Origin of the sequence: Actinosynnema sp. NPDC050436, assembly GCF_040655415.1 — a bacterium.
Classification (GTDB): domain Bacteria; phylum Actinomycetota; class Actinomycetes; order Mycobacteriales; family Pseudonocardiaceae; genus Actinosynnema.
This window is the reverse complement of the sequence record NZ_JBFAJV010000004.1, coordinates 351,417-366,922: the sequence shown is the minus strand read 5'-3', so window position 1 is coordinate 366,922 and position 15,506 is coordinate 351,417. Positions and strand designations below refer to the sequence as shown.

Here is a 15,506-nt window from a genome sequence, read left to right as displayed (position 1 = left end):
ACCTCCCCTTCCCGCCGAACAACCTGCGGAATCTTCACCGCTGGACCGGGGAGAAGTCCACGCTCCCGCCATGACCCGTTTGCGGACGACGGCAGTGCACGGTGGTCGGGACGACCTCGCGGACCTGGGCGTGCACGCGCCCCCGATCGACCTGTCGACCACCTACCCAGTGCCCGACCAGGCCGAGGGCGGCGAAGCGCTGCAAGCCCTCGCCGAGGGGGCCGCCCGCGCCGCGTCCCCGGTCTACTCGCGCCTGCACAACCCCACCGTGGCCAGGTTCGAGACCGCCCTGGCCGCGCTGGAGCGCACCGAAGCCGCAGTCGCCTTCGGCAGCGGGATGGCCGCCGTCACCGCCGTCGTCCAGGCCGCGTGCGTCCTGGCCGGCAAACCGCACGTCGTGGCCGTGAGGCCCCTCTACGGCGGCACGGACCACCTGCTCTCGTCCGGCCTCCTCGGCGTCCGCACCACCTACGTCCCGGCCGACCGGATCGCCGAGGCGATCACCCCCGACACGGGCCTGGTCGTCCTGGAGACCCCGGCCAACCCCACCCTCGACCTGGTCGACATCACCGACGCCACCACCCGCGCCGGCGACGTGCCGGTCCTGGTGGACAACACCTTCGCCACGCCGGTCCTGCAGAACCCGGCGCTGCACGGCGCGACCTACGTCCTGCACTCCGGCACCAAGTACCTGGGAGGCCACGGGGACGTGCTCGGCGGCGTGGTCGCCTGCGCCGACGAGCACGCCGGGGCGCTGCGCCAGGTCCGGATCGTCACCGGCGCGGTCCTGCACCCCCTGGGCGGCTACCTGCTGCACCGGGGCCTGGCCACCCTCCCGCTGCGCGTCGAGGCGGCCCAGCGGACCGCGGCGGAACTGGCGCGGCGCCTCGCGGAGCACCCCGCCGTGACCCGGGTGCACTACCCCGGCCTCACCCGCGACCCGCTGCTGGGCACCCAGCTCCGGGGCCCCGGGGCGATGCTGGCCTTCGCCACCGCCGAGGACCCGACCGCCGTCGTGCGCCGGCTGCGCCTGGTCACCCCCGCCGTCAGCCTCGGCTCGGTCGACACCCTGGTCGAGCACCCGGCCGCCCTGACCCACCGCCTGGTCCCGGCGGCGGACCGCCGGGCGTCCGGCGTGCCCGACGACCTGCTCCGCCTCAGCGCCGGCCTGGAGGACGTGGAAGACATTTGGGACGACCTGTACGGAGCCCTCTCGAATAACCCACCGCCCCAACCCTCCGGGGCCTGTGACGCTGATTACATCAAATCTTCCTCAAGCCAATTCCACACCCTGGCCGGGAGCCACTAGCGTTCGGCCACCATGAATGAGCAGAGGGCAATGGGGCCGGACGCCGACGGCTACGCCAAAGCGCTGTCCAAGCGCCAAGTGCAGATGATCGCCATCGGTGGCGCCATCGGCGTCGGGCTCTTCCTGGGCGCGGGCGGGAGGCTCGCCCAGGCCGGTCCGTCCCTGGTCTTCGCCTACGCGGCCTGCGGGATCGCCGCGTTCTTCGTGATGCGCGCCCTCGGTGAACTGGTCCTGCACCGGCCCACGGCGGGCAGTTTCGTCGAATACGCCCGCGAGTTCATCGGCCCGTGGGCCGGATTCACGTCCGGGTGGATGTACTGGGTCAACTGGGCGATGACCGGAATCGCCGAGATCACCGCCGTGGCCATCTACGTCCACCGCTGGCTGCCGGACGTCCCCCAATGGGTGACCGCGCTGATCGCCCTCGGTGCACTGGTCGCCATCAACCTCGTCTCGGTGAAGCTGTTCGGCGAACTGGAGTTCTGGTTCAGCGTCATCAAGGTCACCGCCCTGGTCGTCTTCCTGGTCACCGGCGCGGCCCTGGTGATCGGCAGCGCGGACATCGGCGGCCACGAGGCGGGCGCCCACAACCTGGTCGGCAACGGCGGCATGTTCCCGGCCGGCATCGGCATCGCCCTGATGACCCTCCAGGCCGTGATCTTCGCCTACTCGGCGGTCGAGCTGGTCGGCATCGCGGCGGGGGAGACCGCCAACCCCCGCGAGGTCATGCCCAAGGCCATCAACGGCGTCGTCTACCGCATCGGCATCTTCTACGTCGGCTCCGTGCTGCTGCTCGCCATGCTCCTGCCGTGGAACCTGTACAGCGGCGCGGAAAGCCCGTTCGTCACCGTGTTCTCCGCGCTCGGCGTCCCGGCGGTCGGCGACATCATGAACGCCGTCGTGCTCACCGCCGCGCTCTCGTCGTGCAACTCGGGCCTGTACTCCACCGGCCGCATCCTGCGCTCGCTCGCGCAGAAGGGCGAGGCCCCGGCGTTCACCGGCCGGATGAACTCCCGGCACGTGCCCTACGGCGGCATCCTGTTCACCTCCGTCGCCTACCTCGCCGGCGTCGTCCTGAACTACCTGGTGCCCAAGGAGGCGTTCGACATCGCCATCGCCGTCGCGTCCCTCGGCGTCGTGGCGACCTGGGCCACCCTGATCGTCAGCCAGCTCAGGCTCCGCAAGGCCGCCCTGCGCGGCGAGGTGGAGCGCCCCGCCTACCGGATGCCCGGAGCCCCCTACACCGGATACGCCACCCTCGCGTTCCTCGCGCTGGTCATCGTGCTGATGGCCTTCGCCGGCACCCCCGAGCGGATCGCGTTCTGGTCCATCCCCGTGCTCGCCGCCGTGCTGTTCGTCGGCTGGCGGGTCGTCCGGTCCCGTCGCCCGGAGGCCCACCAGGCCACCGGGCGGATCGCCGTCCGCGACTAGCGACCGGCAGGCCGCGACCGGCCCGGACGGGGTGCCACGAGCACCTGGTCCGGGCCGGTCACCTAGGCTGGTGGGAGTTCAACGAGGAGGAAGTCCAGCCGTGTCCGTCGTCGGTGTCCTCGCCCTCCAGGGCGACGTCCGTGAACATCTGGTCGCCCTGGCCGAGGCCGACGTGCTGGCCCGCCCGATCCGCCGCCCCGAGGAGCTGGCCGAGGTCGACGGCGTCGTGCTGCCCGGCGGCGAGTCGACCGCGATCAGCCGCCTGCTCGGCACGTTCGAGCTGCTGGAGCCGCTGCGCGCGCGGATCAAGGAGGGGATGCCGGCCTACGGGTCGTGCGCCGGCATGATCCTGCTCGCCGACCGGGTCCTCGACGGCCGGCCCGACCAGCACCAGCTGGGCGGGCTGGACATCGTGGTGCGCCGCAACGCGTTCGGCCGGCAGGTGGACTCCTTCGAGGCGGACCTCGACTTCACCGACGTGGGCGAGGTGCACGCGGTTTTCATCCGCGCCCCGTGGGTGGAGAGCACGGGGGAGGGCGTCGAGGTACTCGCCCGGGTCCCCGAATCCGCCGACGCCGGAGCCGCCGCCGGTAGGATCGTCGCGGTTCGGCAGGGGCACGTGCTCGCCACCTCGTTCCACCCGGAACTGACCGGCGACGGACGCGTGCACCGCCTTTTCGTGGACATGGTCCGTGCCGCGGGCTGAGTACCAGACGGAGGAGAAATGAGCGGCCACTCCAAGTGGGCGACCACCAAGCACAAGAAGGCCGCAATCGACGCCAAGCGCGGCAAGCTCTTCGCGCGGCTCATCAAGAACATCGAGGTCGCCGCCCGCACCGGCGGTAGCGACCCGGACGGCAACCCGACCCTGTACGACGCCATCCAGAAGGCCCGCAAGAACTCGGTGCCCCTGGACAACATCGAACGCGCCCGCAAGCGCGGCGGCGGCGAGGAAGCCGGCGGTGCCGACTGGCAGACCATCATGTACGAGGGCTACGGCCCGAACGGTGTGGCGGTCCTGGTCGAGTGCCTCACCGACAACCGCAACCGCGCGGCGTCCGAGGTCCGCACCGCGATGACCCGCAACGGCGGCAGCATGGCGGACCCGGGCTCGGTCTCCTACATGTTCACCCGCAAGGGCGTCGTGATCGTGCCGAAGGGCACCCTGGCCGAGGACGACGTCCTGATGGCCGTGCTGGACGCGGGTGCGGAAGAGGTCAACGACCTGGGCGAGAGCTACGAGGTCGTCAGCGAGGCCGGTGACATGGTGGCGGTCCGCACGGCCCTCCAGGAAGCGGGCTACGACTACGAGAGCGCGGAAGCCAACTTCCTCCCGTCGGTCTCGGTGCAGTTGGAGGCCGAGGGTGCGAGGAAGATCTTCAAGCTCATCGACGCCCTGGAAGACTGCGACGACGTGCAGAACGTCTTCGCGAACTTCGACGTCTCGGACGAAGTAATGGCAGAAGTGGACGCCTGACAAAAACAGGCACACCCCACCGAAAGTCATGTCACCCCCGTCTGGCCTGCGCGCAGCGAACCACGCTCGGGTGGGTAGTGCAAGCACGCACTTCGCCTGCACTACCCACCCAAGCGTGGTTGTCTTGACAGGGTCATACGGGGATGGCACGACGCCACCGCACTGCCCGTCATCCTTGGCGGCTCGCCCGTCCGGCGAGGACGCTCTTTTATTTCTTCCCCCGCCTCTGTTTCTTTCTCCGCCTCACGCCCGTGCACCGATCCACGCGGCCACCACTCAAATCTTCGGGCGTACCGGTCACGCCGGCGCTCATCCCGGCCGTCGAGGTTGACGCCCGCGTCGAACCGGCGGTCCTGGTACATCGTCTCCGCTGCCGTGAACCCGCCGTACGAGTGCCCGAAGACGCCGACTGCCGACAGGTCCAGCGACTCGGCCAGGCAGCGGGTCGCGTTCGACGTCCGGGTTCTCGCCCCGGGCGAGCCTGGTGAGTTCGTCCAGGACGAAGCGGGTGCCGGCGACCCGGATGGCCAGGGCCTTCTCCACCGTCGCCGGCTCCGTGCCGGTGCTGCCGCTGCCGCCCCGCCGCCGCTGCCGCCCCGCCCCGGCTGCCCGCCGCCGCCCCACCGCCACCGCTGCCGTTGCCGTTGCCCGCCACCGCTGCCGTCCGGTCACTGCTCGGTGAGTCACGTGCACAATGGCTGACGTGTCGAGTCCCGCTCTGAACCCCCAGGAAGCGCACCTCCGCGAGTGGCTGTTCGACCAGGCCGAACGCCACGGGCACGCGGTCGTCACCGTGCCCGCCGACCGGGAGGGCGCCCAGTACGCCTTCTCCGTGGGTGCCTGGCGCAGGTTCGGCGTGGCCGAAGCGGTGGTGATCGGGTTGCCGCCGGAGATGGCCGAGGTGCTCATCCGGATGTACGTCTCGCGCGCCGGCCAGGGTGAGCGCTTCGTCCCCGGCAAGCTCTACCACGACTTCTTCGACGGCGTCCCGGTCACGTTCGAACGCGTCTTCAAGGGCTTCTACCCCGAGTTCTTCGGTAGCGCCTTCCTGCTCTACGGCAAGGGCGACTTCGCGGCCGTCCAGATCATCATCCCCACCGCGGACGGGCGCTGGCCGTGGCACCCGAACGCGCCCGAGGGCTTCGCCGACTGGCAACTGGTGCTGACCGAGAGCGGTCGCCCGGAGAGCTGGACCCCCGGCCACAACGGCCCCTGACCGAGCCTCGAACCAGGCCCGGAGCACACCGGTTTTGTCCGGCAAACGTTGTCAGTCGGGCAGCCCACGACACCGGACAACCACCAGGGGATATCACTTCGGTGTGCGGACCGACCGGGGGATGTGCTCCGCACAACGGTAGGGGGGAGCACGTCCCGCTCCGCGCAGATCGGGGAGCTTCGCGGGGCGGGACGCGCACAACGGACTTGGTCACCGGGAGCCCCGCCCGGGCCAAGGTACAGGTCGCGGGAGGGGCTCCCGATGGGTCTCTCCCACGACAAGAAGTCCGCCGCGCACCCCACCGCCGCGCACCCCACCGCCGCACACCCCACCGCCGCACACTCCACCGCCGCGCGCCCCGCCGGCTGTTTTCTTGATCACGTTTGCCCCACCCGCCACGAGCCGACCACTACCGGTATGCGAACCGCCCGGCCACCGGCCACTGCGCCGCGCCCGGCTCTTGTGGCTCATGCGGCTCCCTCGACTGCCCCTTCGCCTGCAACGGCCTCACGGCGTCCGGCCGAGCAGGGCCAGCAGGTGGTCCTGGTCCGACGCGTCGTCGGGCACCGGGACGGGGTCGGCGAAGATCCCGCTGCCCGCGAACTCGGCGTGGTGCTCCCGCGCGTACTCCAGCAGCGTCCGCGCCAGGTCGGGATCGAGCCGCGAGTCCGCGCCGATCGCCTGCGCCAGGTCCCACGCGTGCACGCCGAGGTCCAGCGCCATCTGCCAGCCGTACTCCTCCGACGTCGCCCGGCCGCTGCTCAGGTGCACCGGGCGGATCAGGGCCTTCGGCGAGATCCACGCCTCGCGGGCCGCCGCCGCGGCGAGCACCCAGGCGCGCACCGGGTCGTCGCCGAGCAGGTCGCCGTCGAACCGGTCGCCCACCTGTTCGACCGTGCAGCCGGCGAGCAGCTCCGGTGCCCAGAGCTGTTCCTGCACCAGGTGGGTGACCAGGTCGTGGACCGTCCACTCCGCGCAGGGCGTTCGCAGTCCCCACTGGTCGGGCCGCACCCGGCGCACCCGTGCGTCGAACTCCGTCATCGCCCGTCCGTGCGCCTCGATCAGATCCACCACACGAGTGGACCAAAGGTTGCCCCGGGTCGCACCCCGAACGTGTGCTCCTCCCCACGGCTCCGCCAGTCGATTCCTTCCAGTACGGACGTACGGCGTAGCGTGACCCGGAACGCCGTGGGTGACAACGTTGACACCAGGAGGAACCCTTGAGCGCCACGAGCGCGGTCTCCGCCCCCCAGAAGGGCTTCTTCGGACACCCCCGAGGGCTGTCCACGCTCTTCTTCGCCGAACTGTGGGAGCGCTTCTCCTACTACGGCATGAAGGCGATCCTCGCCTACTACCTGTACCGCTCCACGGCGGAAGGCGCGCTGGGCCTGGACAAGAGCTTCGCGCTCTCCCTGGTCGCCATCTACGGCTCGGCCGTCTACATGTCCGGCGTCGCCGGCGGCTGGCTGGCCGATCGGGTGCTGGGCGGGCAGCGGTCGGTCTTCTACGGCGGCGTGCTCATCATGCTGGGCCACATCGCGCTGGCCCTGCCGATCGGCATCACGGGCGTCTACCTGGGCCTGATCCTGATCGTCCTGGGCACCGGCCTGCTCAAGCCGAACATCTCCACGGTGGTCGGCGGCCTGTACGCGGCGGACGACTCGCGCCGCGACGCGGGCTTCACGATCTTCTACATGGGCATCAACCTCGGCGGGTTCATCGCGCCGCTGGTGTGCGGCACGCTCGGCGAGAAGGTCGACTGGCACCTGGGCTTCGGCGCGGCGGCCGTCGGCATGGCGCTGGGCCTGGTCGCCTACCGGTTCGGCCGGCGCAACCTCGGCGACTCGGCCGCCGTGCCGCCGAACCCGCTGCCCGCCGAGGACCGGGTGCGCGTGCTCGGCCGGATCGCTGCCGTCACGGTCGCGGCCGTCGCGGTGGTCGTGGTGCTCGTGCTGACCGGGGTGCTCGGCGGCGAGGGCGTCATCAACCTGATCAGCGTCGTGTCCGTGCTGCTGCCCATCGGCTACTTCACGGTGATGATGCGCAGCCCGAAGACGACCAAGGTGGAGCGCTCGCGGCTGACGGCCTACATCCCGCTGTTCATCGCCGCCGCCATGTTCTGGCTGCTGTTCGAGCAGAGCGCGACGGTGATCGCGGCGTTCGCCGACACCCGGCTGGACCGCAACTTCCTCGGCCTGGAGATCCCACCGTCGTTCATCCAGTCCATCAACCCGGTGATGATCATCGCGTTCGCGCCGCTGTTCGCGCTGCTGTGGGTGAAGCTGGGCAACCGCCAGCCGTCGACGCCGCGCAAGTTCGCCGTCTCGCTGCTGCTGGTCGGCGTGTCCTACGTGCTGATGATGATCGCCAGCGCGGGCGACCCGGCGGTGCGCGCGAACTTCCTGTGGATCATCGTCATGTACGCCGTGATGACCTCGGGCGAGCTGCTGCTCTCCCCGGTGGGCCTGTCCGCGACGACGAAGCTCGCGCCGCGCGCGTTCGCCTCGCAGACCATGGGCCTGTGGTTCCTCGCCTCGGCGGCGGGCCAGGGCGTGGGCGCGATCGTCGTCCGGTTCTACAGCGACGAGAACGCCCAGGCGTACTTCGGAGTGCTGGGCGGGGTGGCCATCGCGGTCGGCGTGCTGCTGGCGCTGGGCACGAACAACATCCGGAAGTTGATGCACGGCGTGAACTGACCGCCCCGGCGCGCGTTTCGCCCGTTTACCGGCGATTCGCGCGCCGAAGGCGGTTCCGGCCGGCCGCGAGTGCGGATTTACCACCGGGGCCGGGCACGATATCCGCACCAGTGCGGAAAAGAGAAGCGCGGGCGACCCGCCACGGCGGCGGTGCGGCGGGTCTGGCCCGCGCACTTTCCAGTTTGCACCACATTCCTGTGGTTCAGCTGATGATTTCCACGATCGGGCGGTGTTTCGCCGCGCCGGTGCTGACCGGGAACCGCTCCGGGCCCCGGATGACCCGGGACGGCCGGCGGCGGACGCGGCCCGCCGCGCGCAGGTCGGGGAACCGGCGGAACAGCCCGCGCAGGGCCGCCGCGCCCTCCATCCGGGCCAGGTTCGCGCCCAGGCAGTAGTGGATGCCCGCCGAGAACGCCAGGTGCTCGCGCCCGTCCGGCCGCCCCGGTCGGAACCGGTGCGGGTCGGCGAACACCGCCGGGTCGCGGTTCGCGCCCGCCAGCAGCAGGACGACCGGCGTGCCCTTGCGCAGCCGGGTGCCGGCGATCTCGGTGTCCGCGAACGGCGCGCGGACCGTGTACTGCACGGGCGGGTCGAGCCGCAGGGTCTCCTCGACGACGTCCTCCGCGCAGCCGGGGTCGTCCACCAGCCGCTCGCGCAGCCCCGGATCGGCGAGCACGGCCAGCACCGAGTTCCCGATCAGGTTCACCGTGGTCTCGAAACCGGCGACCAGCAGCAGTTCCGTGGTGGCGATCAGGTCCTCGCGGCGCAGGTCCTCGTGCTGCGCGAGCCGGCTGACCACGTCGTCGCCGGGGTGCCGCCGCCGGTGCTCGACCAGGTCGTCCAGGAACGCCTCGAACTCGCGCAGACCCCGGTGCAGCGCCCGGACCTCCTTCAGGTCCCGGACCCCGTCCAGCGCGTTGACCAGCGCGCCGCCCCAGCGGGCGAAGGCCGCGTGGTCCGCGTCCGGCACGCCCAGCAGGTCCGCGATCACCTGGATCGGGACCCGCGCGGCGAAGTCGCCGACCAGGTCGAACGTCGGCCGCCCGGAGACCTCGTCCAGGTACTCCTCCACGACCCGTTCCACGGTCGCCACCTGGTCGCGCAGCCCGCGCGGGGTGAACCACGGCGCGACCAGCCGGCGCAGCCGGGTGTGGTCGGGCGGGTCGAGCACCAGGAACGACTCCTCGACCGGGTTCACCAGCCGGCGCGTCCCGACGTAGGCGGACGAGTCGATCAGCGACAGCTCGTTCGCCGCCATCGGGCCGAATCCGGGGTCGCGCAGCAGCGAGTTGCACAGCTCGTGCGACGCGGTCAGGTGGAGCCCCATTCTGCTGCGCACCACCGGGCCGCGTTCCCGGACGGATTCATAAGTGGGGTACGGGTCGCGCGTGGGGCTCATCCCGAACAGCCGCGCCGCCGGATCACCGAGCAGGGCGTGCCCGCGAACGATGGTGCGGCTCAAAAACAACAGCGTTGCGTTCTTCACCACGAGCATGGGTCCACCGTGCCGCCGACGCGGAGAAGTCTCAAGGACGCCTTGCACCCCGCTGCGCCACCGCCACCCGACCTCAGAGCCGGACGGGCAGCGACGCCAGCCGCCACGTGCCGGCGTCGGGTGCGCGTTCCGGGGTGCCGGCGAGCCGCAGGTCCGGGTACCGGGTGAGCAGGGCGGCCAGCGCCTCCTCCACCTCCACCCGGGCCAGGGCCGCGCCCAGGCAGAAGTGCGGGCCGTGGCCGTAGCCCAGGTGTGCGTTCCCGGTCCTGGTCACGTCCAGCCGGTCCGGCTCGGGGAACGCGCGCGGGTCGCGGTTGGCCGAGACCAGGGAGGTGATCACCGGGTCGCCCTCGCGGACGACCACGTCGCCGAACGCCACGTCCTCCTTGGCGAACCTCGGCGCGGTGAGCATCTGCGGGGTGCTCCACCGGCTCAGCTCCTCCACCGCGCGCGGCACGAGCGCCGGGTCGGCGCGCAGCGCGGCGAGCTGCTCCGGGTGGGTGAGCAGGGCTTCGACGCCGTTCGCGAGCACGTGGGTCGGGGTCTGGCCGGCCAGCAGCAGGTGCAGGACGAGGGTGACCAGCTCGACGTCGGTGAACCGCTCGGGGGTGCGCAGCAGCGCGGAGACCAGGTCGTCGCCGGGTTCGGCGGTCCGTTGCGCCACGACGGCCTTCGCCGCCTCGACGATGCGCGGGACGGCGGCGAGGAACGCGGGCCCGGCCCCCGCCGCCACGTCCGCGCCGAACTCCCGCCACTGCGGGCGGTCGTCGTCCGGGACGCCGACCAGCGCGCAGACGACCTCCATCGGCAGCGGGCGGGCGAACCGGGCCAGCAGGTCGACCTCGCCGGACGCCGGCAGCGCGTCCAGCAGGTCGGCCACGATCCGCCGCGCCTCCGGCCGGAACTCCTCGGCGCGGCGGGCGCTGAACGCGGGCGCGGCGAGCCGGCGCAGCCGGAGGTGCTCGGGGCCGTCCAGCTCGGACATGGTGCGCAGGTAGCGCTGACAGTGCTCCGGGATTCCGGGGAGCCCCGTGAAGGAGTCGTGGCGGAGCCCGAACCGGGCGTCGCCGAGCACGGCCTTGACGTCCTCGTGCCGCGTCACCACCCACGGCGAGCCGATGGCGGGCAGGTCGAGCCGGGCGAGCCGGCCCTGCTCGCGTGCGGTGCCGTGGGCGGTGAACGGGTCGAACAGCACGGCGGGGTCGGTGGGGTCGATCTCCGGGACGGTCATCGCACACTCCAGATGTTCAGATCAGATGTTCACATCATCTGAAAGTGGACGTTATCGTGGATCACGGCGGAGCGGCAAGGCAGGCCCGCTCGTCGCCCCGGGCACGAGCGGGCGGGGAGGGACACCGATGGCCCGGGTGAGCAGGGCGGAGACCCAGGAGCGCAACCGGGCGAAGGTGCTCGCCGCAGCCCGCGACGAGTTCGCCGAACGCGGGTTCCGCGACGCGAAGGTCGACGCGATCGCCGAACGGGTCGGGCTCACCAGGGGAGCGGTCTACTCGAACTTCCCCGGCAAGCGCGCGCTGTACTTCGCCGTCCTGGCCGACGCCGCCGAACGCGCCCACCCGCCCGTCCCGGACCTCGACGCGGGGGCCGGCGCGCTCGGGCAGGACCGCCCGCCGGCGGACCCGGTCGGGCTCAGGACCGCGCTCGGCGCGTTCGCGGTGGCCTGGGTGCGCCCGCTCGCCGACGACCGGCTCGGCCCCGACCTCACCCCCGACCTGCTCGCCGAGGACGTCCGCCGCGCCCACGGCCAACTGCTCAAGCTCGACGCGCTGCTGCTCGGCCTCGCCCTCGAACGCCTGCGCCCGCCCGCCTCCGCGCCCGGCCGGCCGCCCGCGCGCCGGGTCCGCCAGGCCGAGGTCGTGCTCGGCGCGCTGCACGGCGCGAGCGGGCTCACCGCCACCGCGCCCGGCTTCCTCCGGCTGCACGACGTGGTCCGGGCCTGCGAGCACCTCGCCGACCTCGACCTGGACGACTGGTGGTCCACCCCGCCGCCCGGTCCGCCGGTCCGCCCGGTCGAGGAGCCCTGGCACCCGCCGGCGGCCACCGACCTGGTCGGCGGCGGGCCGCTGGTGCCCCGGGACGGCGTGGTCGCGGTGCTCGGCCTGAACCGGCTGGCCGCCGCCGAGGAGGCGGTGCGGCGCGGCGCGGCGACCACGGTGGTGCTGGTGACCGGCTCGCCGCACGAGCTCGGGCCGCTCGCGCGGCTGGTCGTCGCGCAGGTCTGCGGTCCGCTGCGCCAGGCGTTCCCGGTGGGGGCGCTGCCGGACGTCCGGGTGGTGTGCGACGAGTCCGGGGCGTTCGCCCGGTCCCTGGGCGTGCCCTCGGTGAGCGACGAGACCGAGACCGCCGTCCGGGTGCGCGACGGCCGCGTCCTGGTGCGCGCGGACGGGTTCGCCGCCTGCCACGCCATCGCCGACCTCACCGTCGGCCCGGCCGCCTCCCGTTCGCCGGCCGGCGCGTCCGCGCGCTCCTGACGCGGCACGGCGGGGTCCTGCCGCCAAGTACCGTTCCGGCCGTGGTGCGGGGGACGCGTGACGACCGGGTGGGCCTCCGGGTCGAGGTGCTGGGACCGGTGCGGGTGGTCGGTGCCGGCGGCGAGGTCCGGGTGCCCGGCGCGAGGCTGCGCACGCTGCTGGGCCGGCTCGCGCTGTCCCCGGGCAGGGCGGTGCCGCCGGACGCCCTGATCGACGACATCTGGGGTGCGGGGTCGCCCGCCGGCACCGCGAACGCGCTGCACGCCCTGGTCCACCGGCTGCGGCGGGCGTTGCCCGAACCCGGGCTCGTGGAGTCGGCGGACGCGGGCTACCGGCTCGCCCTGCCCGCGCACGACGTGGACGCCCACCGCTTCGAGACCACGGCCGCGCGGGGCAGGCGGGAGCTGGTCGCGGGGCTGCCCGAGCGCGCGGCGGCCACCCTGGCGGACGCCCTCGCGCTGTGGCGCGGGGCCGCGTTCGCCGACGTGGCCGAGGCCCCGTACGCGGGACCCGCCGGGGTGCGGCTGGAGGAGCTGCGCACGGCGGCCCACGAAGACCTCTTCGACGCGGAGCTGGCGGTCGGGCGGCACGTCGAGGTGCTGCCCGACCTGGAGGCGCTCTGCGCCCGCCACCCGCTGCGGGAGCGCTTGACCGCGTTGCGGATGCGCGCGCTCGCCGCTGCCGGCCGCCAGTCGGACGCCCTCGCCGCCTACGACGGGTCGCGGGCCCGGCTCGCCTCCGAACTCGGCGTCGACCCGTCCGCCGAGCTGCGGCGGACCCACCTGGAGGTGCTGCGCGGGGCACCGGACCGACCGACCGCCGGCGGCGGACCGCCGCCGGGCCGGCTGCCCGCGCGGCTGACGTCGTTCGTGGGCCGGACGGCCGAGGCGGCACACCTGGCCGCCCTGCTGGAGGGGGCGCGGCTGGTGACCGTGGTCGGTCCGGGCGGGGTGGGCAAGACCCGGCTGGCCGTGGAGGTGGCGGCCCACCACTCCGCCGTCGCCGCGCGGGCGCACGCGGCCGGGCGGCTGTGGTTCGTGCCGCTGGCCGGGGTCGAGCACGCGCACGGCGTGGCGGGTGCCCTCCTGGGCGCCCTGGGCACCGGCCACCGCGCCGGAGAGGGCACCGCAGACCCGGTGGACCACGTCGCCGACCTGCTCGGCGGCGCGGACGCGGTGCTGGTGCTGGACAACTGCGAGCACGTCGCCGAGGAGGCGGCGCGGGTCGTCCAGCGGTTGCTGGAAGCGCGGTCGCGGCTGACCGTGCTGGCCACGAGCCGGGAGCCGCTGGACGTCGTCGGCGAGGCACTGTGCCGGCTCGGCCCGCTCACCGTGCCACCGGACGGGGTGGCCGCCGCCGGGTCGGACGCGGTCCGGCTGTTCGTGGACCGCGCGGCGGCGGTCCGGCCCGGGTTCGCGCTCGACCCGGCCACGAGGGACGCCGTCGTGGACGTGGTCCGCCGGCTGGACGGGCTGCCGCTCGCCCTGGAGCTGGCGGCGGCGCGGCTGCGCTCGATGGACGTCGACCAGGTCGCCCGCCGCCTGGACGACCGCTTCCGGCTGCTGTCGACCGGGAACCGGGCCGCCCGGCCGCGCCGGCGCACCCTGCGCGCGGTGGTGCAGTGGAGCTGGGACCTGCTGACCGCGCCGGAACGGGTGCTGGCCCGGCGGCTGGCGGTCTTCCCCGGCACCGTGGAGGAGGACGCGGTCGAAGCGGTCTGCGCCGACGAGCACCTGGCGGCCGACGACGTCGGCTACGTGCTCGGGTCGCTGGTCGACAAGTCGTTCGTGGAACGCGGTGACGGCCGCTACCGGATGCTGGAGAGCATCCGCGCCTTCGCGGCCGGCGAACTGGCGCAGGCGGGGGAGCGGGAAGCCCTCCGCGCCCGGTTCACCGGCCACTTCGCCGCCCTCGCGGCCGACCACGGGCCGCCGGCGCGCTCCCCCGGCCGGCCGGCCGCGTTGGCACTGCTCGCCGCCGAGCACGACAACCTGGTGGCCGCGCTGAGGACCGCCCTCGACGACCGGGCACCCGACGCGGTGGTGCGGCTGCTCGGACTGCTGCACTGGTACTGGTACGCGGTGCGCTACGACGCCCGTGCGGAGTCGTTCACGGCCGAGGCGCTCGCACTCGGCGACGCCCTGCCCGACGACGCCCGGAGCGCCTACGCCGCGCTCGACGCCCTGATCGGCGTCCGCGCGCCGACCGCCGACGCCGACCGCGTCCGCGCGCTGGTCTCCGCCTGCTCGACCACCGGGGCGCTGGAGCGCTGGCCGCTCCTGCTGGTGGTCGTGCTGCCCGCCGCGCACCACCTGGGCCTGACCGACCTGGTGGACGCCGAGGTCGAGCGGGTGCGCGGCCGTGCGGACCCGTGGGCGACGGCGTGCCTGTCGTTGGTGGAGGCGGGGATCGCGCAGGGCCGAGGCGACTGGGACGCCGTGACGACCGCGCGGGCGCGGGCGGTCCGCGAGTTCGCCGCGACCGGTGACCGGGTGTGGGCGGCCGTGTCGCGGGCGGTCCTGGCCGAGGTGCACTCGGTCCGGGGCGACCACGCCGGGGCGATCGCCCACCTGGAGCACGCCGTCGCGTCGGTCGCGGGGACCGGTTCGCAGGACGAGGTCCCGTTCCTGGTGGCGCTGGCCACCGCGCGGGCGCGCGCCGACGACCCGGCCGGCGCGGCGCGCGACCTCGACCGGGCGGCCGACCTGGCCCGGGTGCGCGGGTTGCGGTACATGGAAGTCGAGGTGCTGCGCGGACGGGCCGAGGCGCAGCGCCGCTCCGGCGACCCGGAGGGGGCCGGACGCGCGCTGGACGACCTGGTGGAACTGGCACGTCGGCTCCGGCTGCCCGACCCGGAGCGCCGCGCCGCGCCCGGTCGCGTGGCGCTCCTGCTGACCACCGGCGACACCGCCCGCGCCCGCGACCTGCTGCCCGCCGCGATCGCCGCGACCGTGGCGGACGGCGACCCGGCCCCGGCCGCGCACCTGCTCGCCCGGCTGCGGTCCGCCGAGGGCGACCTGCTCGGCGCGGCGACCGCGCTCGGCCTGAGCCAGGCGATCCGGGGCAGCTTCGACCACGGCGACCCGGAACTGCGGGACCTCGCGGCCGACCTCGCCCGACGACTCGGGCCGCACGCCTACGAGCGCGCCTACCGCGCGGGCACCGACCTGCCCCGACCCGCCGCCCTCGCCCACCTCGACGCCTTGCGCGGGGACGACCAGCCCGACACGGACGGGCTCTGACGCGTTTCCACGCCCGTCTTACCCGGCGGCGGTGTCCTGCCGGCGCACGTAAGCGCCGTACAAGCCGGCTGTCATCGCCGGGCAGCACTGTCGGACCGGACGGAGCAGACGGGGAACCGACCGGTCCGACCGGGGGTTCCGATCCCGAGGG

At 73.6% G+C, this 15,506-nt stretch carries 12 protein-coding genes; 8 read left to right on the top strand and 4 right to left on the bottom strand.

Annotated features, from left to right (window positions below):
- Positions 1–70: 70 nt before the first annotated feature.
- The 4 genes from AB0I60_RS14085 (at position 71) to AB0I60_RS14070 (ending at position 4,217) form a co-directional block, all read left to right on the top strand.
- A complete protein-coding gene (locus tag AB0I60_RS14085) occupies positions 71–1,309 on the top strand; it encodes an aminotransferase class I/II-fold pyridoxal phosphate-dependent enzyme (protein ID WP_360729324.1) in 1,239 nt (412 codons plus the stop codon).
- 12 nt (positions 1,310–1,321) lie between these two features.
- The gene (locus tag AB0I60_RS14080) at positions 1,322–2,740 is read left to right on the top strand and encodes an amino acid permease (protein WP_360729322.1); all 1,419 of its coding nucleotides are present in this window, start codon (positions 1,322–1,324) and stop codon (positions 2,738–2,740) included.
- A gap of 100 nt (positions 2,741–2,840) precedes the next feature.
- Positions 2,841–3,446 carry a pyridoxal 5'-phosphate synthase glutaminase subunit PdxT gene (gene pdxT, locus AB0I60_RS14075; protein WP_360729319.1) on the top strand — a complete coding sequence of 202 codons (606 nt, stop codon included), beginning with the start codon at positions 2,841–2,843 and terminating at the stop codon, positions 3,444–3,446.
- A gap of 18 nt (positions 3,447–3,464) precedes the next feature.
- Positions 3,465–4,217, top strand: a complete 753-nt coding sequence (locus AB0I60_RS14070; protein WP_360729317.1) for a YebC/PmpR family DNA-binding transcriptional regulator — start codon at positions 3,465–3,467, stop codon at positions 4,215–4,217.
- A 101-nt stretch (positions 4,218–4,318) separates the two neighbouring features.
- On the opposite strand, the gene AB0I60_RS14065 is transcribed toward AB0I60_RS14070, so the two are convergent.
- Positions 4,319–4,636: a hypothetical protein gene (locus AB0I60_RS14065; protein ID WP_360729699.1), complete on the bottom strand. Its 318-nt coding sequence runs from the start codon at positions 4,634–4,636 to the stop codon at positions 4,319–4,321.
- A 275-nt stretch (positions 4,637–4,911) separates the two neighbouring features.
- On the opposite strand from AB0I60_RS14065, the gene AB0I60_RS14060 reads away from it, so the two are divergent.
- A complete protein-coding gene (locus AB0I60_RS14060; RefSeq protein WP_360729316.1) occupies positions 4,912–5,433 on the top strand; it encodes a DUF4262 domain-containing protein in 522 nt (173 codons plus the stop codon).
- A gap of 507 nt (positions 5,434–5,940) precedes the next feature.
- On the opposite strand, the gene AB0I60_RS14055 is transcribed toward AB0I60_RS14060, so the two are convergent.
- The gene (locus AB0I60_RS14055) at positions 5,941–6,504 is read right to left on the bottom strand and encodes a TIGR03086 family metal-binding protein (RefSeq protein WP_360729314.1); all 564 of its coding nucleotides are present in this window, start codon (positions 6,502–6,504) and stop codon (positions 5,941–5,943) included.
- 149 nt (positions 6,505–6,653) lie between these two features.
- On the opposite strand from AB0I60_RS14055, the gene AB0I60_RS14050 reads away from it, so the two are divergent.
- Entirely contained in the window at positions 6,654–8,129 is a 1,476-nt protein-coding gene (locus tag AB0I60_RS14050; protein WP_360729313.1) for a peptide MFS transporter, read from the top strand.
- A gap of 202 nt (positions 8,130–8,331) precedes the next feature.
- Here the strand turns inward: AB0I60_RS14050 and AB0I60_RS14045 are convergent, their stop codons facing one another.
- Together AB0I60_RS14045 and AB0I60_RS14040 are read right to left on the bottom strand one after the other, a co-directional pair.
- Entirely contained in the window at positions 8,332–9,624 is a 1,293-nt protein-coding gene (locus AB0I60_RS14045; RefSeq protein WP_360729311.1) for a cytochrome P450, read from the bottom strand.
- A 73-nt stretch (positions 9,625–9,697) separates the two neighbouring features.
- Positions 9,698–10,855: a cytochrome P450 gene (locus AB0I60_RS14040; RefSeq protein WP_360729309.1), complete on the bottom strand. Its 1,158-nt coding sequence runs from the start codon at positions 10,853–10,855 to the stop codon at positions 9,698–9,700.
- Between the two features lie 127 nt (positions 10,856–10,982).
- Here AB0I60_RS14040 and AB0I60_RS14035 point away from each other — a divergent pair, with 127 nt between their 5' ends.
- Both AB0I60_RS14035 and AB0I60_RS14030 read left to right on the top strand, forming a co-directional pair.
- The gene (locus AB0I60_RS14035; RefSeq protein WP_360729307.1) at positions 10,983–12,113 is read left to right on the top strand and encodes a helix-turn-helix domain-containing protein; all 1,131 of its coding nucleotides are present in this window, start codon (positions 10,983–10,985) and stop codon (positions 12,111–12,113) included.
- Between the two features lie 41 nt (positions 12,114–12,154).
- Positions 12,155–15,355 carry a BTAD domain-containing putative transcriptional regulator gene (locus AB0I60_RS14030; RefSeq protein WP_360729305.1) on the top strand — a complete coding sequence of 1,067 codons (3,201 nt, stop codon included), beginning with the start codon at positions 12,155–12,157 and terminating at the stop codon, positions 15,353–15,355.
- Positions 15,356–15,506 lie beyond the last annotated feature (151 nt).